The sequence below is a fragment of the Candidatus Izimaplasma bacterium HR1 genome, assembly GCA_000755705.1.
Lineage (GTDB): Bacteria > Bacillota_I > Bacilli_A > Izemoplasmatales > Izemoplasmataceae > Xianfuyuplasma.
Genome location: CP009415.1, coordinates 85,685 through 107,208, shown reverse-complemented (window position 1 = coordinate 107,208; position 21,524 = coordinate 85,685). Strand labels below are relative to the sequence as shown.

Sequence of the window (21,524 nt, the reverse complement as noted above, 5' to 3'; positions counted from 1 at the left end):
TACGAAGTTTTTTTTATACTTAAAGTATAATCAAAACGGTTAGGAGTGAGATTATGAATAACATCTTACCAAAAATAAAGAATAATATTAAAAATAGTTTAACTATATCTAGTAATGTAAAAGAACTAATTGATAAATTAAGTATGAATCAAGTTCTTGAAGAAAATGAATATCAATATATCTTTGATAATATCTCTTCAGATGAAACTGCATACTTATTTAATAAGGGATATGAGGCAAAAATACCTCATTATCAAACTCGTGTTTTTTTACGAGGGCTAATTGAAATATCTAATTACTGTAAAATGGGATGTAAGTATTGTGGAATTAATCATAAAGTTACAAACGTTGAACGTTATCGTTTAACAGAAGAAGAAATCCTTGGTTGTGTTGAAGAAGGTTATTTTCTAGGATACCGTACGTTTGTTATTCAAGGTGGGGAAGATAGTTATTATTCCGATAAAGTCTTAACTGATTTAATAAAGACAATGAAAAAGAAACATAAAGGAATTAGAGTAACTCTTTCTCTTGGAGAAAGAAGTTATGAGTCCTATAAAGCTTTAAAAGAAGCTGGGGCAGATAGATACTTATTAAGACATGAAACTGCCTCGAGAAGACTATATAATCATTTACATGCTGATTTTATGAGTTTTGATAATAGAAGACAGTGTTTATATAATTTAAAAGAATTAGGATATCAAGTTGGTGCTGGTTTAATGGTAGGTTCACCTACTCAAGAGAATCAGGATTTAGTAAAAGACTTAATATTCTTAAAAGATCTAAATCCTCATATGGTAGGAATTGGACCATACCTTTGTCACAGTGATACTGAACTAGCAGGTAATGATTCAGGAACTTTAACTGAAACTTTAATTATGGTTGCTTTAGTAAGATTAATCTTACCTAAAGCATTACTTCCGGCTACTACAGCATTAGGGACTTTGGATAAGTTAGGTAGAGAAAATGCTCTTAAGGTTGGAGCTAATGTAATGATGCCTAATATTAGTCCAACAGAAACAAGAGAGTTATATGAAATATATCAAAACAAAATATGTACCGGCGATACAAGTAAGCAGTGTCGCGGTTGTATCGAAACTAGAATAAAAGCATTTGGACACGACATCGACTTAGGCGTTGGCGACTATGTCGATATGAAAGGGCTGAACTAGAATGGAAAATAAGGTAATAGACACAGAGTATATTAATAAGGTATTGAAATCTGCCGAACATCCAAGTATGGGTGAAATAAATAGAATATTACACAAAGCAAAACACCGTAAGAAATTAAATCATATGGAAATTGCAATTCTATTAAATGCACATGACGATAAACAACTAAATGAGATATATGATATCGCTGGTGAAATAAAAGAAGAAATATATGGGAATAGAGTTGTAATGTTTGCCCCCCTATATATATCGAATTTTTGTGTAAACAATTGTAAATACTGTGGATTTAGAAGAGATAATAAGTTTAATCGTAAAAAACTTAACCAAGATCAAATCAAGGAACAAGCTATAAACTTAGAAAAATTAGGGCATAAGAGATTAGCTTTAGAAGTAGGAGAAGCTCCTAAGGAAACACCTATTGATTATGTTATTGAATCAATTAAGACAATTTACGATAATTCTTCAATTAGAAGAATTAATGTAAATATAGCTGCTACTTCAGTAGAGGAATATAAAAAGCTTCATGAAGTTGGAATTGGAACATATATCTTATTCCAAGAGACATATGATACTGAAGCATTTGCAGACCAACACCCGAAGAGTTTAAAAGGTGATTATGACTATCATTTACATGCTTTTGATAGAGCATTTGAAGCTGGTATTGATGATGTTGGTGCTGGTGTACTATTTGGTTTAGCTAACTGGAAATTTGAAGTTATGAGTTTAATTATTCATAATGAGTATTTAGAGGAAAAATTTGGAGTAGGGTTCCATACAATTAGTGTGCCGCGTCTTAAAAAAGCAGAAGGTATGAGTTTAGAAGACTATCCTCATATTATTGATGATGAGCAATTCAAACGTTTAGTAACAATTATGCGTTTGGCAGTTCCATATGTTGGGCTTATTCTTTCAACAAGAGAAACAAAAGAAATGCGTGAAGAATTAATTAAGCATGGTGTTTCACAAATCAGTGCTGGTAGTAAGACTGACGTTGGTGGATATCATGAAGAAATTGAAGAACACGAACCAGATCAGTTCGAACTTTCTGATGAACGAAGTGTTATGGAAGTTAATAAAGATTTAATTGCTAAAGGATTTATTCCTTCTTATTGTACAGCTTGTTACCGTAAAGGTAGAACTGGTGATCGTTTTATGAGTTTAGCAAAAGCAGGAACTATCGGTTTAATCTGTGAACCAAATGCTCTAATGACATTGACAGAGTATGTTATGGATTACGGTGATCAAGATTTAATTGAAACTGGGTTGAAATTTATTTTCGATCATGCTGAAAAAATCAAAAATCAAACTGTAAAAGAGAAATTGAAAACCAATATATATAAGATTATAAAAGGTGAGAGAGACTTGTTCTTCTAGGAAATGGTCAAACTCACAATTTGGAATATAAAATATAAATTAACAATTTGAATAAACATAAGAGGTGAAAACAAATGAGTATGAATAAAACACCTAGAAGTAATCGAACACATATTGCTATCTTTGGAAAAAGAAATGCAGGGAAAAGTAGTGTTATAAATGCAATTACAAACCAAAAGATATCTCTTGTAAGTGAAGTTGCAGGGACTACAACAGATCCTGTCTTTAAAGCAATGGAAATTTTACCTCTCGGACCATGCGTTCTCATTGATACTGCTGGTATTGATGACTTTGGTAAACTTGGAGATTTACGAGTTGAAAGAACCTATGATGTTATTAATAAAACAGACATAGGGTTAATCGTTTTTGATATAGCTCAAACTGAGTTTGAGCATGAATTAAAGTTAGTTAAAGAATTCAAAAAAAGACAAAAACCATATTTACTTATAGCTAATAAGAGTGATATTCACGATACTTCAATTACCTTCTCAGATACCTTTAAGAAGGATGTTGTTCATCCTGTTTCAGCGATTACTAAAGAAGGTATAAATGATTTACGTGAAACAATTGGGTCAACTCTTCAAATTGAAGAGGAGAAATTTAATATTTGTGGTGATTTAATCAATGCTGGTGATCTTGTAGTTTTAGTAACACCAATCGATACAGCAGCTCCAAAAGGAAGAATGATTTTACCACAACAACAAACAATTAGAGATGTCATTGATAATGATGCAATCGCGATTGTAACTAAAGAATTTGAACTAAAAGAAACTTTAGCAAAACTTGGAACTAAACCTAAATTAGTAATAACTGATTCACAAGCTTTTGAACAAGTGAGTGCTGACGTACCTTTAGATATTCCCTTAACTAGTTTTAGTATTCTATTTGCTAGAAATAAGGGAGACCTCAATGAATTAGTTAGAGGTGCTAAAGCGATTGAAAGTTTAAAGTCTGGAGATAAAATATTAGTATCAGAAGGTTGTACTCATCATCGCCAAAGCGATGATATAGGTACCGTTAAAATACCTAAATGGTTAAAACAATATACAGGTAAGGATTTTGAATATATCTATAGTAGTGGATATTCCTTCCCTAAAGAACTAGATGAAGTGAAATTAGTAATTCATTGTGGGGCTTGTATGCTTAATAAAACTGATATGCTATATCGTATCAAGCAAGTCACTGAAAAGAACATACCAATTGTAAATTACGGTGTATTAATCAGCTATGTTCATGGTATATTTGAAAGAGCACTTGATCCATTTCCTAAAGCTAAAAAGATATATAAATCATAATACGAAAATAGTAGAAAAGGCTTATTTTAAGCCTTTTTTTTCTTTTTTCTTGAACAAATACTTATATGATATAATTATATAGTATTAGTATGTTTGTGGGGGTGTATTATGAGGAAGATTAAGAAATATTATAGGTATATAAGAAATGAATAAAAAAAGACGTTCAACTGAACGTCTTTTTTTTACCACATATTTTCGTATCCTACATTGGTGTAGGAATCTTTAAAAATCAGTTTGTTACCTCTATATAGTTCTAGTTTTAGAGTAGAAGTAAGAGATTCAAATACGTCTAAGTTCATAAGTGCTTTTTGACTTGGCCCAACTAGTTTGATGGTTTCATTTTGCATAGGTAATAATACTAGTTTTAACAAACCTCGTCTTACTATAATTTTGTCTTTTAGTACTTTTACTGTTGATAAATTACCTGTATAAAAACGGTACAGTTTTTCTGGTGTTTTAAGGATTGCCAAAAAGCCTTTTGCTTTTATTCCAAAGAATGGTATTTTACCGACAGAGAAAGTCATACTTGATTTTTTACTATGGTTACTTTGCAGCCAAACCCACTGAACAGGGAACTTTGAACCATAAGTCTTTTCAATGTAGATTGTACCTTCTACGTTGTCTTTATTGATAGTGCCTTTACCTTTCCCATTTAAATATATAACTTCTTGGAAACACTCTAAAGGTACCTTGCTTAAATAGCCCATTGCACTATTACTACCAGGTTGTGATTCCAATGAAAGCTTATTAGAAAAATCTAAGTCCATTTTGAGTGAGGGTGTGTCAAGATGAATAGAAGTAGTAGACAAAGAGCTCTTACCTATATGAAGTCTATTTTCTATGTAATCATATGAGAATTTTTCAACTTTGAATCGTAAGTAGTCGCACACTTCACTTGTATCACTAAATACTTGTATAAAAGAATGAGAGTCCTCGAGATTTTTAGTTATCGCAAAGATAACTGCATAGTTTTTGTTCGTTTCACTAGCTGTGAAACGAAAGTACCATCCTTCAAAGTAGTCTTTACTCTTTTTATTCTGATATTCGAAAGTCTTCATAGTAACACCTCCTTTAGTTTAATTGTATCATAGATGTTGTTTTTCGATATTTTGATACAAAAAAACACAAACATTATATAGTTTGTGTTTAGTTAATTGAATATACATATGCTTCGCTATCTGTTTTTTTAATATTGCTAACACCATAATAGACCGTTTCACCAATTACTGATTGTGTATAGTTGAAATCAGTTAGATATACTCCATCGACGTGAATAGCGACATTCTTTGTAGTTGAGTTTACTCTTGTAATAACTAGTTTTGTTGTATGGACTTCTCCGTACCAACTATCATCTACTGTATAGTTAGGAATGATTCCTGAACTAGCATAGTTGAAGGTTATTGGGTTAGAAAACTTTGTACCATTTGTTAAAGTGTGCAATCTAACAAAGTTCGTATTTTTTCTAAAGAGAATTGAGAAACCTTCACCTTTGTCTAAGTCGGTATCATCATGATAATCAAATAGAAATAAGATTCGAGCATCATTTAAGTTTTCTGTAGACCATCTAACTGTGAATGAGTATTCATCAGCAGAAGTGCTTTTTAGTGTTTTACCTTTTTTAGGATCAAACACTAGCCTTCCTTCATCCTCATCGTATGTAATGTTGTTTTCTTGATAAACATACATTCCATCGTTGATTGCATCATCGATGGTGATATCACCAAAATTATAACCTGATGTTTCTTCACTGTATGGATTACCATCAACAAATAATTGCCACTCTTGATCAATTGTGTTCCAACCAAAGGTTGCGGTATCTTGTTGTGGAGTTACTCTTATGTCAATATAACCTTCTGTAAGTAATTTTGTTATTCTATCTAAATCACTGTTTATACCTTCAAAAGCGTCTGTGCTGTTTGCTTCTTCAAACATGATGTAATTTTCAGTTGCTACGTTAAGTGTATTTAAATTATTGATATCTGCTTTTTCCTGTGAAGCATGGATAACTTCAGATACAGTAAGAACTGAAAAACCAGCTATGATACCCATTACTACTATTACAATTAGTAATTCAATCATAGTGAATCCCTTATTTTTCATGGATACCTCCTACATGAATGTAATTGCATGACTTGTTGTTGTGTACCATATAACAACCATGGTTATACCGAATAATAATAGGAATATTCCTATTGTTAGATTTAGTGCTTTGTTTGATACTTTATTGGCAAATATACTTGATATATTTGCTCCAATAAATGCAGCAACACATGTTACTGCTAGTGGTAGTATTTCTACACCACCAATAACAAAATGAACACTAGCTGCGATTAATGCAGTGAAAGTCATAATGAAGACACTTGTACCAACACCATGTTTTAGTTTGTAACCTAGTAGCATTGTTAGGACTGCTAACATACTTAGTCCACCACCACTACCGAAGTAACCACTTATCATTCCGATTATAGCTCCCCACATAACAGCTTGGAGCATAACTAGTTTTCCTTGTTTCATAACTTTGTCTTGTCCGTGATCTTTTACGGGATAGACGATAAATCTAATTCCGAGAAGAACAACAAATATATTTAAAGCACTAGCTAAATTATAGGGATTTGTGTCTTTAGAGAAGTAACTTCCTAAAGCGGCAAATATAAGAACCATTATCCCAAAGATAACTGATCTTTTATTGAAGAGGATATTTTTATTTTTAATATAGGTAACTGCGCTTGTCGCAGAAGCTAATATATCACTTGCTAAGGCTACTCCTATGGCTAGATAAACATCCATTCCTAGAACTGTAGCAAAAAGCGGAGCTATGATAGTAGCTGCACTTAAACCGACTAATCCAGTTGCTATACCGGCTAAAAGTCCACCGATAAAATATACTATGATTTCTAGAGCCATTTTGTTTCCCCCATTTCAGTATCCTTTTTATTATACTATATAGAAAGCATATTTTAAAAACATTTATCTTTCGTTTTAAAAACATAAGTGCTATAATACTAAATTGACAAATGAGGTACTTAAATATGAAATACAAAATCGACTTAACAAAAGGTAATATCTTAAAGGATTTACTAATAGTAGCTATCCCTACACTATTAACAAGTTTAATTCAAATGGCATATAATTTAACTGATATGTTTTGGATTGCTAGTGTTGATCAAATAGGACTTGATAGTGAACAAGCAGTAGCCGCAATTGGTACTGCAGGATTCTATCCATGGTTTGGATTTGGCGTTATTATGCTTGCAAAAATTGGTACTAGTGTAAAAGTATCTCAAGCAGTAGGAATGCATGATCAAAAACTATTACAAAGAATTGGTAACAACGGTGTATTAATTATGTTTGTTTTAGGACTAATGTACACTGTTTTTGGAGTATTCGGTAATCAGTATTTTATTGGTTGGTTCGAATCGGGAATTGCAAATGTAGATGCATATGCAATGAGTTATATGAGAATTGTTTCAATGTTTGGATTATCCTTCTTCATGGTAAACTTGTTGAATGGTGTTTATGATGGTCTTGGTAAGACGATGAGTACTTTTCTAATTTCGTTTAGTGGTTTAGCACTTAATATGATTTTAGACCCTATCTTTATCTTAGGTGAAATCAATGTATTTGGATTGTTTACAATAAATGGTTTAAGTATGGGTGTTGAAGGTGCTGCACTAGCAACTGGTATTGGACAAGGAAGTATTCTTCTAATATATATCTTTATATATATCAATAAAAAGTATCAACCTTTTACAATTAACTTTAGAGAATATGATTTTAAAGTTATAAAAGAAATCCTTAGAATTGGTTTTTATATATCAGCTCAAAGTGTATTGTTTACTTTTATCTCAATGTTTGTGGCGAAAAGAGTTCTACTGTTTGGTGAAGCGCCAATGGCGGTTCAAAGGCTTGGGTCACAATTTGAGGCTGTCGCCTGGATGGTAGCTTCTGGATTCCAAGTAGCGTTAGCAAGTTTTGTTGGGCAAAACTTTGGGGCTAAGAAGTATGAAAGAATAAAAGAAGGATATAAAACTTCGATGAAGTTATTAGTTCCTTACGGTATTCTTGTTAATATTGCATTGTTTGTTTTTGCTCGACCTTTGTTTGGTTTATTCTTTAGTGAAACATTAACTTTAGATATTGGGGAAACATATTTACGGATATTAAGTATTTCCCAGTTGTTCATGATTGTTGAGTTAGCTACTGCTGGAGTCTTTAATGGTTTAGGAAGAACAGTCTATCCTAGTGTTGTCGGGATTGCGGGTAACGTGCTTAGAATACCCGCAGCGATTTTCCTCGGGGCTTCAATTGGATACGCCGGTATTTGGTGGGGAGTTAGTATAAGTAGTGTTGTAAAAGGAACTGTTTTAGTTATTTGGTTACTGTATTTCTTAAGAAAACTAGGGAAACCAGATGGAATATTATTTGAAAATAAATTATAATTAATATATAATGCTATTTGGAGTTGATTATTATGATAGATAGATTAGATAAAATCGAAGAACGATATAATGAAATCAATCAATTATTAATGGAACCTGATATCTCAAGAAACATTAAACGTATGACTGAGTTATCAAAAGAGCAATCTGGACTAGGTCCAGTTGTTGAACTATACAAAGAATATAAAGCTGTTCTTAGTAGTTTAGAGGATCTAAAAGAAATGATGCATGAAGACGATAAAGAAATCGTTGAAATGGCAAAGATGGAATATGATGAATTAAAACATCGTGCTCCGGAAATCGAAGAAGGATTAAAAGTATTATTAATCCCAACTGATCCTAATGATGAAAAAAATGTTATCGTGGAAGTTAGAGGAGCTGCCGGTGGTAGTGAAGCTAACATTTTCGCAGGTGATTTATTTAGAATGTATACTAAGTATGCTGAAAGTAAAAAATGGAAGTTAGAAGTTACAAATGCAGAGGAAAACGATGCAGGAGGATTCAGCCAAGTTGAGTTTACTTTAAGTGGTGCTAGTGTTTATTCGTTTATGAAATATGAGTCTGGGGCACACCGTGTTCAGCGTGTACCACAAACTGAATCTCAAGGTCGTGTTCATACTTCAACAGCAACTGTTGTTGTTTTACCAGAAGCTGATGAAATTGATTTTGAATTAAACATGGGAGATGTTCGTGTTGATACATATCGAAGCAGTGGTGCTGGTGGACAAAGTGTAAATACAACAGATAGTGCTGTTCGTTTAACACATGAACCATCAGGTCTTATCGTTACTTGTCAAGATGGAAAAAGCCAACATGAAAATAAAGCTAGTGCATTAAGAATTTTAAAAGCTAGACTTTATGATAAAATACTTCAAGAAAAAGCAGATAAAGAAGGCGATGAACGTCGTAGTAAAATCGGTAGTGGAGACCGTAGTGAAAAAGTAAGAACTTATAACTACCCACAAAACCGTGTTACTGATCATCGAATTGGTTTTTCATTACTACAGTTAGATCGTGTAATGGAAGGTAAATTAGAACCAGTAATTGAAGCTTTAATAAACGAAGATTTAAAACGAAAATTAGAAGGAAAAGAATAATATTACTGAAGAGCATATTGCTCTTCTTTATATTGAAGAGGTGATTTGATGCCAACATATAAAGAAGCATTAAATATTAATGAAAAATACGCTATCGACAACAATAAAGAAGATAGCGCAATTAAAAGATTATTACTCCATTTTTCAAACATGGAATCAAGTGATTTAATCCTTAGTTTAAGTGAAGAAATGCCTACAGAACTTTATGATAATTTCTTATATGGTGTCGATCGTTATATTACACAAAATATACCGGTTCAACATATTATCGGATATGAGTATTTCTTTGGTTATAAATTCATTGTTAATTCAGAAGTATTAATTCCTCGTTTTGAAACTGAAGAATTAGTTGCTAACGTCTTAGAACAATATGACAATGTCTTTAACGGGGAACCCGTTAAAGTTGTTGATATCGGAACTGGTAGTGGTTGTTTAGCAGTTACTTTAAGTGCTGAAGAACAGTTAATGGATGTTACAGCTACTGATATTTCCGAAACAGCTCTAGAAGTTGCTAGAGCTAATAATGAAAATCTAGGAGGAAGAGTTAAATTCTTTTCTGGAGATTTGTATGAACCACTTAAAGATCAAAAATTTGATATATTAGTTTCTAACCCACCATATATTCCTAATGATGAGTATGTTGAAGGTTTAGTTAAAGATAATGAACCACATGTTGCATTATTTGGTGGTAAAGATGGTTTAGACTTTTACCGTAAAATCATTGAAGGTGCTGAAAGCATCTTAAATGATAAATATATTATTGCTTTTGAACATGCTTATGATAAAGCGAAAGAACTAAAGAAGATTATTAATAAGAATATTAAAGATGTTGAGATAATTCAAAAGAAAGATATGCAGGGAAAAGATCGCATGACTTTCGTTATAAAAAAATAATAAAAAAAAGTTATATATTATATATATAAAGAAAAAGGACACTTGACAGTATTATTTTAAGTGTGTATAAATATAAGGAAAGTTAGGAGGCGAGATCATGAAAAAATTAGTAATTGTGGAATCACCTAGTAAATCAAAAACAATTGAACAGTACCTAGGTAGTGACTACAGAGTATTATCATCTAAAGGACATATTCGTGATTTAGCTATAAGTGGAGTAGGTGGGCTTGGTTTAGATATCGAGAACAATTTCACTCCAAAGTATGAAATTATTAAGGAAAAGAAAAAAGTAGTATCAGAACTTAAGAAAGCTTTAAAAGAGGCTGACGAAGTTTATCTTGCTACCGACCCTGATAGGGAAGGTGAAGCAATTAGCTGGCACTTAAAAGAAACTTTAAGTATTGGTGAGAGACCTTATAAACGTGTAATCTTTAATGAGATTACAAGAGAAAGAGTCTTAGATGCTTTTAACCATCCTCGTGATATCGATTTTGATCTTGTGTCTTCTCAAGAGACAAGAAGAATCTTAGATAGAATTATTGGTTTTAAACTTAGTAAGTTACTACAAAATAAAATAAAATCTAAATCTGCAGGTCGTGTTCAATCAGCTACTTTAAAAATTATTGTTGATAAAGAAAAAGAGATTGACGCATTTGTTGAAGAAGAGTATTGGAATGTTACAGCTAAATTCAAAGAATTTGATGCTGAACTTTCTAAATTCAAAAACAAAAAAGTTGCTCTTGGAAATGAACAAGAAACAGATGAATTACTAGCTTCATTAAAAGAAGAATTCACTGTAGCTAATGTTGAAGAAAAAGAAAGAAATAGAGATACTAAATTACCTTTCACTACTTCAAGCTTACAACAGGAAGCTTCAACTAAATTAAACTTTAGTTCACAAAAAACAATGTTAATTGCCCAAAGATTATATGAAGGTATTGATTTAGAAAATGAAACTGTCGGTTTAATAACTTATATGCGTACTGATAGTACAAGACTAAGTGATACATTTAGTTATCCAGCAATTAAGTTTATTGAAGAAACTTATGGTGCAGAATATAAAGGTTTTGTTAGAAAATCTAAAAAAACTAAAAATGTTCAAGATGCTCATGAGGCAGTGAGACCTTCATCAATTTATAATACTCCTGAAAAACTTAAGAAGTATTTAACAAAAGATGAATTTAACTTATATAAACTAATCTATAATAGAGCTATCGCTTCATTAATGAAAGCAGCAAGAATTAGAGTGAAAAATGTTTTATTTGAGAATAACGAAGCTCATTTCAAAGCAACAGCTCAAGAATTAGTATTTGATGGTTACTTAAAAGTTTATACTTATGAATCAGTTTCTACTTCAGAATTACCTGACTTAACTGTAGGTGCTTCTTTGAAACCAGAATCTGTTGAAAAGAAACAAAACTTTACAAAACCACCACTTAGATTCTCAGAAGCACGTTTGATTAAAGAGATGGAAGAACAAGGTATTGGTCGTCCATCAACTTATTCTCAAACAATCACAACTTTAAAGAAACGTAAATACGTTAACCTTAAAGAGAAAAAATTTATCCCAACAGATCAAGGGAAACTAACAATTGAAAAATTAGATGAATTCTTTGCACAAATCATTTCAGTAGATTATACAGCTCGTATGGAAAAAGTATTAGATGATATTTCTACAGGTAATGAAGAGCAAACTAAAATAGTATCATCATTCTATACATCATTTATTCCTATGGTAGAGAATGCTAATAAGAATATGGAAAAATTAGCTCCTAAGTTTACTGGAGAAGATTGTCCAAAATGTAGTAGTCCAATGGTCTTTAGAAACTCACGATATGGTACCTTTGAAGCTTGTAGTAATTACCCAGCTTGTAAACATATTAAGACTAAAGATGTAGAGCGAGTACAACCGGTAACTACAGGGGTTAAATGTCCTAAGTGTGGTAAAGGTGAAATCGTTGAAAGAACTGCTAAAAAAGGTAAGAACAATGGTAAGAAATTCTACGCTTGTGATAACTTCCCAAGATGTAAGAATATGCTCTTTGGAAAACCAACAGGAGAACTGTGTCCTAAATGTGGTAGTTTACTAATTACTGACAAAGAAGATAATGTTATCTGTCAAAATACTAAAGAATGTGGATACCAAAAACCAGAATAAACAAGATAAACTTAAGTCATATTCGTCCAATCTACATAATTGGTCAATATGACTTTTTATCTTTATTAAGGGCTAACTTAAGCGACAATCTATATGAACGAAGTAAACAAATATAGTACACTGGTTTACTTAACTCTAAAATAATTTTAATAGTTGACAAATTAATTCAATTTTGGTATATTAAATATGCGACTTAGTCGCAACTTATCCCTTACATAGCATGGTGAATAATTTAATTATTCACACATCCCCTTCCTTAATCCGCCGAGAGGCGGATTTTCCCTTTTTATAGGGATTTTTTTTATGTTATAATGGTTTTGAGGTGGTTTTTATGAGTGAATTTGTTATAAGAGAGTACCAAGAAGAAGATTATGAACAAGTAACTATTTTAGCAAATCAGTTATTTCATTCGATATTTTCACCTTTTATTGGAACACCATTTGAAAAAGGTGCAGCGTTTATTAAAGACTTCGGATTGATTAATAAAGCTTATAATGATGGTTTATACGTTGTTGAACTTGATAGTAGTATTACTGGTGTCATGAAGTTGAATGCTACAGAGATTAAAAATGAAGGTATGAGTATTAGTCTTAAGAAAGTCTTTAAGGAATACGGATTCCTTAAAGTTATAAAAGCATTTATGCTGTTTAAGGCACTTAATGTAAAAATTGCATGTGATGAATTATATGTTGATTACTTAGTAGTTGACGAGAACTTTAGAAGTAAAGGGAATGGAACTGCATTACTAAATTTTGGTAAAAATTTAGCTATAGAAATGAATAAAAAAAGATTCTCTTTAAATGTACTAGATAGTAATCCACGTGGTAGACAACTGTATGAAAGATTTGGTTTCATATTTATTAAAGAGAACAAGTTCCCCAAATATGTTAGAAGAAGACTAGAGGCAAACGCTGATCACAAGATGGAAATGAGTCTGTAACAAATATTTTGTATTAGAAATAGTGTTATGTTATAATATTTTGTGGCTTAAAGAAAGAAGTGGTTTAGATGGGATTTTTTAATAATCTATTTCGTTCAAAAGAGAAGAAATTAGAAGCACAAAAATATAAACTTGGAATGCAAAAAATAAGAAGTAGTGTCCTAAGTAACTTAAAGAATCTGCTTGATTCTTCAAATGAAATAAGTGAAGACTTATTTGAAGAATTAGAAGAAATCTTTATTATGGCTGATATTGGTGTGAACACTGTTTTGAAAATCACTAATCATTTACGCGAAAGTGTTGAAGTTAAAAAGATTAAAGAAACAGAAGATTTAAAAGAATTAATCGTTGAAGAAATGTTCAAAGTTTATGTTAATGATGAAGTTGTTTCTTCAAATTTAGATATAAGAAATGATCGTATAAATGTCGTTTTATTTGTGGGAGTTAACGGTGTAGGTAAAACAACTACAATCGGTAAGGTTGCCTATGAGTATATTAAAAAAGGTAAGAAAGTATTAATGGTTGCAGGTGATACATTTAGAGCAGGAGCTATTCATCAATTAAAGATCTGGGCAGAACGAGTTAATGCTGATTTCTTTTGTAAAGATGAAGGTAGTGATCCTTCAAGTGTTATGTATGACGCCATTAATTATGCTAAAGAAAATGATATTGATTTAATTCTTTGTGATACTGCAGGAAGACTACAAAATAAGAAGAACTTAATGAAAGAATTAGAAAAAATCAATAAGGTAATTTCTCGTGAAATTACCGAAGCACCTCATGAAACATTATTAGTAGTAGATGCTACAACAGGACAAAACGGATTATCGCAAGCGAAAATCTTTAATGAAGTAACAAATATAACTGGTATTGTTTTAACAAAGTTAGATGGAACAGCAAAAGGTGGAATTGTTTTAGCTATTAGAGATGAAATAGGTACACCTATTAAATATATCGGTCTTGGTGAAAAAATAGATGATTTAGAACATTTTGATATCGAAGAGTATATCTATGGTATGTTCTCGGATATTTTCTAAAAATGAATATTTTAGAAAAATCAATTGAACTAATAAGTTTGTATGATTTATACCAAGAGTTATTAACCGATAAACAAAAGAGTTATTTTGAAAGTTATTACTATGATGATTATTCACTACAAGAAATTAGTGATAATAACAATGTTAGTAGAAACGCAGTCCATGACTTATTAAAAAGAACTGCTAAAAAATTAAATGATCTTGAAAGTGCTCTGCACTTAAAAGAAGAAAATAAGAAAAGACAAATAATTATTAGTAAAATTAGAGATATAAATGACAACGAAGATATTACTAATCTAATTAATGAGCTTGAAAAGGTAGAGTGATTTTATGGCGTTTGAGAATCTATCAGATCGCATGCAAATGGCTATGCGCCGAGTTACTGGGCGTGGGCGACTAACTGAGAATGATATTGAAGAAATGATGCGAGAGGTCCGTTTAAGCTTGCTTGAAGCGGATGTTAACTATAAAGTTGTAAGAGAGTTTACAAAAGAAGTTAAATCGCAAGCTATGGGTGAAAAGATCTTAAAAGGATTAAACCCAGGACAACAAGTAGTGAAAATCGTAAATGATGAACTTAAGAAAGTTATGGGTGAAGAAGCAACACCTTTAACAATTAATATGATTGGTATTACTAAATATATGATGGTTGGTTTACAAGGTGCTGGGAAAACAACAACAACTGGTAAATTAGCAATGTTCTTAAGAAAGAACAATAATTTAAAACCATTATTAGTAGCACTTGATGTTTACCGTCCAGCAGCTGTTGAACAGCTGGTGACTTTAGGTAATCAACTTGGTGTTGATGTCTTTGAAATGGGTACTAAAGAAAAACCGCAAACTATTATTAAAAAAGCAATGGAGTTTGCTGTTGAAAATGGTAATAATTTAGTTATTGCCGATACCGCAGGACGTTTGCACATTGATGAATCAATGATGCAAGAACTTGTTGATATTAAAGAGTTCTTAAAACCTGATGAAGTATTGTTAACTGTTGATGCAATGACAGGACAAGACGCTGTCACTGTTGCTGAAAGCTTTAATAGTACACTTGGTGTAACTGGAGCTATATTAACTAAACTTGATGGTGACACTAGAGGTGGAGCTGCACTTAGTTTAAGAAAAGTAACAAACATCCCAATTAAATTAATGGGGATGGGAGAAAAGTTAGATCAATTAGAAGTATTCCATCCTGAAAGAATGGCATCACGTATTTTAGGTATGGGAGATGTAATGACTTTAGTTGATAAAGTTACCGAGAATATCGACGAAGACGATATGATGGGTATGATGGAAAAAATGATGAGTGGTAAGTTTAACTACAACGACTACATCAAACAACTAAAAATGGTTAAAAGAATGGGTTCTTTAGGTGGTATCATGAAACTTATTCCTGGTATGGGAAAAGCACTTAAAGGACAAGACATAGATGAAAAGCAATTAGTCTATATTGAAGCGATGATTTCTTCAATGACTAAGAAAGAAAGAAAAGATCCAACACTTGTTTCACGTTCTTCTTCAAGAAGAAGACGTGTAGCTAATGGTAGTGGTAGAAGTGTTACTGAAGTTAATCGATTAATTCAAACACTAGACCAACAAAAAGCAATGATGAAAAAAATGGGTGGTATGGATCCAAGTAAGATGAACACAAAAGACCCAATGGCAGCAATGCGTCAAATGCAACAACCAGGACAAAAGATTAAAAAAGGTAAAAAGAAAAAACGACTTAGATTCTAAGTCGTTTTATTTTTTATACAGCTAACAGCCTAAACAGTACGTTTGGACTAGAAAAAGAAACTATAATAATTCCTAATAAGTTTATGATATAATAGTGGAGTAGAGGTGACATAGATAGGTGGTCTTTACAGACTTCTTTTTTTTGGAGTGATGGTTATCGATAAATTAGTTATGAATTTAAAATTAATGTATTTTGAAGGCAAGAGAAATCTTAATAAATATAAAATCATAATTTTGATGATTATTTTATATTTATTAACTTTTCAATTGATTGATCCTCACGGACCAAATTGTTTGATTAAAAGAACTATAGGAATTCCTTGTCCCGGTTGTGGAATGACAAGAGCATCCTATTACCTTTTAACACTACAATTTGAGAAGGCAGCATTTTATCATCCTTTGGTATTTATTATGCCTATTATATTCTCTATATTATTATTTAATGGGTATGGGGTATTTAATACATTATTTAAATCAAAAGTATTCTGGGGTATTATCGTTACTTTATTTATAGGAGTTTATATTTATAGGATGTATATGTATTATCCATCCGTAGAACCAATGGATCATTTTTTTACAACAAATTAAAAAGGGGAGATTTATATGATGAAAAGTAATGATTTAATTAGAAGAGAAACTAAAGTTCAATTAAGTGGTAATTATGGACAAGGAATCTTAGCAACAATGGTTCCGGGAATCATTGTTGGTATAGCTAACATGATAATTGGAACTTTGATTGGACAGTCTTATGTAATTTCTTTAATTGTTAGTGTAGGGTTTTCTATCATAACAACATTTATGGTAGCAAAAATGTCTTTAAACTTAGCTCACGGAGCTAAGAATGCAGGGTTTGATGAGTCTTTATCACCTGGAGAAAGTTTATTAAATGTTATGTACTATGTTATTATCATGCAAGTTATATCACTTTTAATAACATTACCAATTAATAAAATATTTTTTGATGCTTGGATTGTTTCTGAGGATACATTTAGTAATTTAATTCAAAATTTCCAAGGAAGTTCACCTGAATTATTAGGATTTATTTGGGGATATGTTGGTAGTATGGTACTTGTTGTTATTTTACTAATGTTTATTACATACAAGATTATCTATGTAGCATTTATTATAATTGATCAAAAAGTAGGGGTTAAAGAAGCCTTTACTAAATCGTTTATATACACAAAGGGAAATTTCTTTAGAATAATTGGAATGAATTTATTCTTTATTGGATGGTATTTCTTATCTGTCCCAACTTGTGGTTTACTATTGTTTTATGTAATTCCTTATGAAACACTTTCAAGAACAAACTTATATCTTGAAATAAGAATTGAGAATGGTGATGCAACAGGTAGAGATTTTGATCAAGTAAGTAATACTGAAACGAAAGAAGAAGTCGATCCATTTGAGACTAGAGAGTATAATAAATATTAATAATTTCACCACACTTTAATTAGTGTGGTTTTCTTTTTGCATACAACAAGATTGCCTTTCTGCAAAGATTTGGTCTTTGCTATACTTGGTATTAGTTTTATAATGACTATGGAAAATGGAGGTAGTTATTATGACTAAAAAACTCTTTGCCTTTGATGTAGATGGAACATTACTTGATCATAAGTATAATGAAGTACCAGCAAGTGCTTTGGATACAATTGAACACCTTAAGAAACAAGGACATGTTGTTGGCGTAGCTACAGGACGTAATCAATCACAATTTCAAAAAGCTTTAAATCCTGAAGACTTTGATTTTGTTATTTATGTTAACGGTGGTTACTTAGAAATTGATGGTAAAAAGGTTTATGATATCCAGTTCTCACAGAAACAAAAAAATCACTTATGTGATTTGTTTGATGATTTAGATTTGAAATATGGGATAACAACTGAACATCATTTATATTCGCCACATCCAATGGCTGATAATGTTCAAAGAATTATTAAAGCATACCGAGTTATCACTCCGGAAAGGAAAAGTGATCTTAGAACTTTACCTGTTTACCAGTTTAGTTTATATGAAGGTGAAAATGCTCTTGAGGTTGTTAGTGAATTAGAAAAGAACTATTCAGTTCATTCACTTGGTGAATTTGCTTATGATATAACTATCCCTAAAATTAACAAAGGGATAATGTTAAAAGAAGTAGCTAAGATATTCAATATCGATATGAAAGATACTATTGCCTTTGGCGATGGTGACAATGATCGAGATCTTCTTAAAGAAGCAGGGATTGGTATTGCGATGGGTAATGCTGTTGAAAGTGCTAAGAAAGCTGCAGATAAATTAACAACTCCTTCTTATGAAAATGGAGTTTATAATGGAGTTAAGGAATTGGGATACATATAAAAAAAATCACACTATTAAAGTGTGATTTTTTATTAGTAAACGTGTGCGGTAGATAATTCTAGAATGTCAAATAATGATTCTACTCTAGCATCATCTCCATAGAAAGCTTTGTCCAAAGTTAATCGGAAATTAAAACCATCTGCTTTGTATTCAATAGATCTTTTTTTAGGACTATCTGTATATAGACTCAATTGTTGAGTAATACTAGAGAATGGTATTGTAAGTGATTTTAGACTACCCTCATTGATATACATAGCCGAAGTTGTAATTAGCATTCCCTTTTTACATGAACCCAGTACAGTTGTATCAACTAGAGCTATTACATCATCTCCATCATTGTATGAGAAGTTTTTAAATTTTGATATAAAATTGTCCATCATTTTTTGTGTAATTTGATTTTTGAAGTGAATAGAACTATCAGAATCATTACTTGGATTATGAATCAATACATGAGAAATTGCATTTTTTGGTGGTGTATTAAAACTTAAACCGTATTTCGCTCTGATTTTATCCAAATTACTAAAATCAAAATTAGATATTTCTTCTTGATATCTGTCATACCATATTTTAACCATATCATCTTCTCCAATTGCTTGGGCAAACGGAAAATACATTTCCATAATTTTACAAAGACCATTTAAGTATTTTGCCTTAATTCCTATTGGTAGATCGTACGTGTGTACTATTGACTTACCAAATTCGATGGCAAATCTTAAACTGTAGAATCTTCGGTTATCATCGGTTTCATCACTATCGTTTAAATAATAACATCTAGGATCATCAACGAGTTCATCATATATGTGTATAAACAAATCACTACATTCTTCGGTGCTACCGAAATCAATGTCCTTAAAATGGGTTTCTATGTCAAATAATAAATCAAGATAGATTTCGATTATTGAAAAGAAACTTTTACTAAAATCTACATCCTCAAATCTGTTGTCATGTTGGAAAGCTGCAAGCCACCTTAGTACGGAATGGAAGTAATGAATTAGTGGTTCACCTATTTCATTAATATGATTACCTACATTATAATCATTAAGGATTAAGAAATCTTTTGTGTGTTGTAATATTTCTTCGACATGACAATCAACGATTGGATCTGTAAATGTTGATTCATTAGCGTTATCAATCTCTATAGCTGATTTGATTGAAAGAATATTTGCCTCTATATCCATTGGAGATGAAACTAAAACATCGTTAGCAAGTTCAAAAGCTCGAGCATAGTTTCCTGATTTAAAATATTTTTTTCCTAAATTTACTTTTTCATTAGAATTGTTTTCAGTTTGTATTGGTTTTGACTGTCTAAGGATATTTTTATGTCCACATTCAACACAAAAAGCAAAATCTCTTTGACTGTCGATTTCAAAACTTTTCCCACATTTTTCACATTGCATAGTTAATCTTGCCATGTTTTAGCACCCCTTTATTTTTATTACAATTATATCATATATGTGTCAATATTCTTTTGCATTATTGCAATATACTATGATTCTAAAAAAATGATGTAGAAATATCACTAGTAATAGTATAATAAAGATAATTGAACTGACATTCAAAAACTAGGAGAAAACTATGAGTAGAACAAAAGAAGTAGAGCAATATGCTAGAGAAAAACTAATAACGGAAATTACAGCACATGACTTTGAGCATACTTTGAGAGTGCTAAAAATAGCAGTACAGATAAGTAAGAATATTGATTGTGATTTAGAAGTAGTTCAAGTTGCTTCGTTAACACATGATATCATCGATAAAAAAGTTGCAGATGATGTTGGAAAAGCTAAGAAAGAGTTATTATTTAAACTGTCTACAATAGGATATAAAGATGACTTTATAGAGGATGTTTTTGATATTATTGAGAACATGTCTTTCTCTTCTGGTAGGACTCCAAAATCGATAGAAGGAAAGATTGTCCAAGATGCCGATCGCATTGATGCGATTGGAGCTATCGCAATTGCAAGAACTTTTGCCTATGGCGGTTCTATGAATCGAAAAATATATGAAGAGGGAAATGATGAATGTAGTATTGCTCATTTCTATGATAAATTACTATTACTTAAAGATAGGTTGAATACAAAAGAAGCTAAAGAAATTGCAGAATCAAGACATAAATTTATGGTGGAATTTTCAACACAGTTTCATAAAGAATGGAAACTTGAGGACATTAAATAGTATATTATAAACATAGGATATAAAGAGGAGGATTTTATGAAACTAAAGGGAATTGATTTATGGAAGTTTATTGTTGTTGAAATATTTAATGTTTCAATTGTTATTTATCTAATACTGACTTTTAATATGGTGTCTTATATTGGTTTGATTATGTTATTCATTGTTACTTTAACAATTATAATTGCATATTATATCTATAGTCATCACGTTAGAATTGAACCAGTTAAATATGATTTCCCTCCATTGTTTTGGGATGGGTTTTGGTATCTATATAGTATTGGATTAATACTATCGATTATTGGGTCTGCATACTTATGGACATATAGTCCAATCCAAGCAAGAACATTTCTTATGAATACAATCAGCTCGTATACCATTATTGAAGAAACACCTTCTGTTTTTGGTAGCTCGGTTACTATAAAAGTAGATGGAGAATATTTACATATAGATAAGTATATAGGAGAAGAGTATTGTTATGTCGGTACTGACAGGTATCTTTATTGTGCCAGTAAGACTAATTCAGAATGGGAAACTGTTTTAATGGGTGATGAACAGATAGGAATTAGTGGGGGCTTTGAAGAACTATATAGTAACATTGATATGATAAACTGTGAGCATTCATTCGAGTCATCTATATGTGATATAGAGTATGAACCGACAATTATTATTCAATTTGAATATGATGGATATTACATTAGTAAGATTGAGGTCAAACGGAGACAAGATAAATCAATAGTTTATACTATAGGATTTAATTTTATTAATAATACAAGTGTTACATTCCCTGATGATTTATTAAATGAAGAACTACCTTTTTTCGACTAAAGTGGATTATTATTCGTAGTAAAATATGATTCAATAAGATATTAATCAAAA

The 21,524-nt window shown here is 31.3% G+C and carries 20 protein-coding genes; 16 read left to right on the top strand and 4 right to left on the bottom strand.

All coding sequences use genetic code 11. From position 1 onward, the window contains the following. The first annotated feature begins 53 nt into the window (after positions 1-53). From hydE to hydF, 3 genes are all read left to right on the top strand, one after another. The gene (hydE, locus tag KQ51_RS00570) at positions 54-1,169 is read left to right on the top strand and encodes a [FeFe] hydrogenase H-cluster radical SAM maturase HydE (RefSeq protein ID WP_081909863.1); all 1,116 of its coding nucleotides are present in this window, start codon (positions 54-56) and stop codon (positions 1,167-1,169) included. Position 1,170: 1 nt separating this feature from the next. Next, on the top strand, positions 1,171-2,544 hold the full coding sequence (gene hydG / locus KQ51_RS00565) for a [FeFe] hydrogenase H-cluster radical SAM maturase HydG (protein ID WP_038467649.1): 1,374 nt from the start codon (positions 1,171-1,173) through the stop codon (positions 2,542-2,544). An 80-nt stretch (positions 2,545-2,624) separates the two neighbouring features. Beyond that, positions 2,625-3,839, top strand: a complete 1,215-nt coding sequence (gene hydF / locus KQ51_RS00560) for a [FeFe] hydrogenase H-cluster maturation GTPase HydF (protein ID WP_038471454.1) — start codon at positions 2,625-2,627, stop codon at positions 3,837-3,839. Between the two features lie 182 nt (positions 3,840-4,021). On the opposite strand, the gene KQ51_RS00555 is transcribed toward hydF, so the two are convergent. The 3 genes from KQ51_RS00555 to KQ51_RS00545 form a co-directional block, all read right to left on the bottom strand. Beyond that, positions 4,022-4,897, bottom strand: coding sequence for a hypothetical protein (locus KQ51_RS00555; protein WP_038467646.1), 876 nt, complete (start codon positions 4,895-4,897; stop codon positions 4,022-4,024). Between the two features lie 88 nt (positions 4,898-4,985). Next, positions 4,986-5,939, bottom strand: coding sequence for a type II secretion system protein (locus KQ51_RS00550; protein ID WP_038467643.1), 954 nt, complete (start codon positions 5,937-5,939; stop codon positions 4,986-4,988). A gap of 9 nt (positions 5,940-5,948) precedes the next feature. Continuing rightward, positions 5,949-6,743 (bottom strand): sulfite exporter TauE/SafE family protein, encoded by a 795-nt coding sequence (locus KQ51_RS00545; protein ID WP_038467640.1) that lies wholly within the window; start codon positions 6,741-6,743, stop codon positions 5,949-5,951. A 125-nt stretch (positions 6,744-6,868) separates the two neighbouring features. On the opposite strand from KQ51_RS00545, the gene KQ51_RS00540 reads away from it, so the two are divergent. From KQ51_RS00540 to KQ51_RS09250, 11 genes are all read left to right on the top strand, one after another. Then, positions 6,869-8,278, top strand: a complete 1,410-nt coding sequence (locus KQ51_RS00540) for an MATE family efflux transporter (protein WP_038467637.1) — start codon at positions 6,869-6,871, stop codon at positions 8,276-8,278. Positions 8,279-8,310: 32 nt separating this feature from the next. Next, positions 8,311-9,375: a peptide chain release factor 1 gene (gene prfA, locus KQ51_RS00535; RefSeq protein ID WP_038467634.1), complete on the top strand. Its 1,065-nt coding sequence runs from the start codon at positions 8,311-8,313 to the stop codon at positions 9,373-9,375. Positions 9,376-9,423: 48 nt separating this feature from the next. Next, a complete protein-coding gene (prmC, locus tag KQ51_RS00530) occupies positions 9,424-10,269 on the top strand; it encodes a peptide chain release factor N(5)-glutamine methyltransferase (protein WP_038467631.1) in 846 nt (281 codons plus the stop codon). 97 nt (positions 10,270-10,366) lie between these two features. Beyond that, positions 10,367-12,427, top strand: a complete 2,061-nt coding sequence (gene topA, locus KQ51_RS00525) for a type I DNA topoisomerase (RefSeq protein WP_232958010.1) — start codon at positions 10,367-10,369, stop codon at positions 12,425-12,427. 331 nt (positions 12,428-12,758) lie between these two features. Further along, complete coding sequence (locus KQ51_RS00520; protein ID WP_038467625.1) at positions 12,759-13,367, top strand: GNAT family N-acetyltransferase; 609 nt, start codon at positions 12,759-12,761, stop codon at positions 13,365-13,367. Between the two features lie 68 nt (positions 13,368-13,435). Continuing rightward, positions 13,436-14,404 (top strand): signal recognition particle-docking protein FtsY, encoded by a 969-nt coding sequence (gene ftsY, locus KQ51_RS00515; RefSeq protein WP_052608975.1) that lies wholly within the window; start codon positions 13,436-13,438, stop codon positions 14,402-14,404. 2 nt (positions 14,405-14,406) lie between these two features. Further along, complete coding sequence (gene ylxM, locus KQ51_RS00510; protein ID WP_038467622.1) at positions 14,407-14,730, top strand: YlxM family DNA-binding protein; 324 nt, start codon at positions 14,407-14,409, stop codon at positions 14,728-14,730. Between the two features lie 4 nt (positions 14,731-14,734). Then, on the top strand, positions 14,735-16,141 hold the full coding sequence (gene ffh / locus KQ51_RS00505; protein ID WP_038467619.1) for a signal recognition particle protein: 1,407 nt from the start codon (positions 14,735-14,737) through the stop codon (positions 16,139-16,141). A gap of 150 nt (positions 16,142-16,291) precedes the next feature. After that, positions 16,292-16,729 carry a DUF2752 domain-containing protein gene (locus tag KQ51_RS00500; RefSeq protein WP_052608973.1) on the top strand — a complete coding sequence of 146 codons (438 nt, stop codon included), beginning with the start codon at positions 16,292-16,294 and terminating at the stop codon, positions 16,727-16,729. 15 nt (positions 16,730-16,744) lie between these two features. Continuing rightward, entirely contained in the window at positions 16,745-17,572 is an 828-nt protein-coding gene (locus tag KQ51_RS09255; RefSeq protein WP_052608971.1) for a DUF975 family protein, read from the top strand. Between the two features lie 130 nt (positions 17,573-17,702). After that, on the top strand, positions 17,703-18,476 hold the full coding sequence (locus KQ51_RS09250) for an HAD family hydrolase (protein ID WP_052608969.1): 774 nt from the start codon (positions 17,703-17,705) through the stop codon (positions 18,474-18,476). Between the two features lie 32 nt (positions 18,477-18,508). On the opposite strand, the gene KQ51_RS00485 is transcribed toward KQ51_RS09250, so the two are convergent. Further along, positions 18,509-19,888, bottom strand: a complete 1,380-nt coding sequence (locus KQ51_RS00485) for a hypothetical protein (RefSeq protein ID WP_038467616.1) — start codon at positions 19,886-19,888, stop codon at positions 18,509-18,511. Positions 19,889-20,051: 163 nt separating this feature from the next. Between KQ51_RS00485 and KQ51_RS00480 the strand changes: the two genes are divergently transcribed. Together KQ51_RS00480 and KQ51_RS00475 are read left to right on the top strand one after the other, a co-directional pair. Continuing rightward, positions 20,052-20,648, top strand: a complete 597-nt coding sequence (locus tag KQ51_RS00480; protein ID WP_038467613.1) for an HD domain-containing protein — start codon at positions 20,052-20,054, stop codon at positions 20,646-20,648. A gap of 36 nt (positions 20,649-20,684) precedes the next feature. After that, positions 20,685-21,473 (top strand): hypothetical protein, encoded by a 789-nt coding sequence (locus KQ51_RS00475; protein ID WP_038467610.1) that lies wholly within the window; start codon positions 20,685-20,687, stop codon positions 21,471-21,473. Positions 21,474-21,524: the final 51 nt, after the last annotated feature.

Excerpts from the sequence above, each read along its gene's own strand:
- hydE (WP_081909863.1), top strand. The coding sequence starts at position 54 with ATGAATAACATCTTACCAAAAATAAAGAATAATATTAAAAATAGTTTA.
- hydG (WP_038467649.1), top strand. The coding sequence starts at position 1,171 with ATGGAAAATAAGGTAATAGACACAGAGTATATTAATAAGGTATTGAAA.
- hydF (WP_038471454.1), top strand. The coding sequence starts at position 2,625 with ATGAATAAAACACCTAGAAGTAATCGAACACATATTGCTATCTTTGGA.
- KQ51_RS00555 (WP_038467646.1), bottom strand. The coding sequence starts at position 4,897 with ATGAAGACTTTCGAATATCAGAATAAAAAGAGTAAAGACTACTTTGAA.
- KQ51_RS00550 (WP_038467643.1), bottom strand. The coding sequence starts at position 5,939 with ATGAAAAATAAGGGATTCACTATGATTGAATTACTAATTGTAATAGTA.
- KQ51_RS00545 (WP_038467640.1), bottom strand. The coding sequence starts at position 6,743 with ATGGCTCTAGAAATCATAGTATATTTTATCGGTGGACTTTTAGCCGGT.
- KQ51_RS00540 (WP_038467637.1), top strand. The coding sequence starts at position 6,869 with ATGAAATACAAAATCGACTTAACAAAAGGTAATATCTTAAAGGATTTA.
- prfA (WP_038467634.1), top strand. The coding sequence starts at position 8,311 with ATGATAGATAGATTAGATAAAATCGAAGAACGATATAATGAAATCAAT.
- prmC (WP_038467631.1), top strand. The coding sequence starts at position 9,424 with ATGCCAACATATAAAGAAGCATTAAATATTAATGAAAAATACGCTATC.
- topA (WP_232958010.1), top strand. The coding sequence starts at position 10,367 with ATGAAAAAATTAGTAATTGTGGAATCACCTAGTAAATCAAAAACAATT.
- KQ51_RS00520 (WP_038467625.1), top strand. The coding sequence starts at position 12,759 with ATGAGTGAATTTGTTATAAGAGAGTACCAAGAAGAAGATTATGAACAA.
- ftsY (WP_052608975.1), top strand. The coding sequence starts at position 13,436 with ATGGGATTTTTTAATAATCTATTTCGTTCAAAAGAGAAGAAATTAGAA.
- ylxM (WP_038467622.1), top strand. The coding sequence starts at position 14,407 with ATGAATATTTTAGAAAAATCAATTGAACTAATAAGTTTGTATGATTTA.
- ffh (WP_038467619.1), top strand. The coding sequence starts at position 14,735 with ATGGCGTTTGAGAATCTATCAGATCGCATGCAAATGGCTATGCGCCGA.
- KQ51_RS00500 (WP_052608973.1), top strand. The coding sequence starts at position 16,292 with ATGGTTATCGATAAATTAGTTATGAATTTAAAATTAATGTATTTTGAA.
- KQ51_RS09255 (WP_052608971.1), top strand. The coding sequence starts at position 16,745 with ATGATGAAAAGTAATGATTTAATTAGAAGAGAAACTAAAGTTCAATTA.
- KQ51_RS09250 (WP_052608969.1), top strand. The coding sequence starts at position 17,703 with ATGACTAAAAAACTCTTTGCCTTTGATGTAGATGGAACATTACTTGAT.
- KQ51_RS00485 (WP_038467616.1), bottom strand. The coding sequence starts at position 19,888 with ATGGCAAGATTAACTATGCAATGTGAAAAATGTGGGAAAAGTTTTGAA.
- KQ51_RS00480 (WP_038467613.1), top strand. The coding sequence starts at position 20,052 with ATGAGTAGAACAAAAGAAGTAGAGCAATATGCTAGAGAAAAACTAATA.
- KQ51_RS00475 (WP_038467610.1), top strand. The coding sequence starts at position 20,685 with ATGAAACTAAAGGGAATTGATTTATGGAAGTTTATTGTTGTTGAAATA.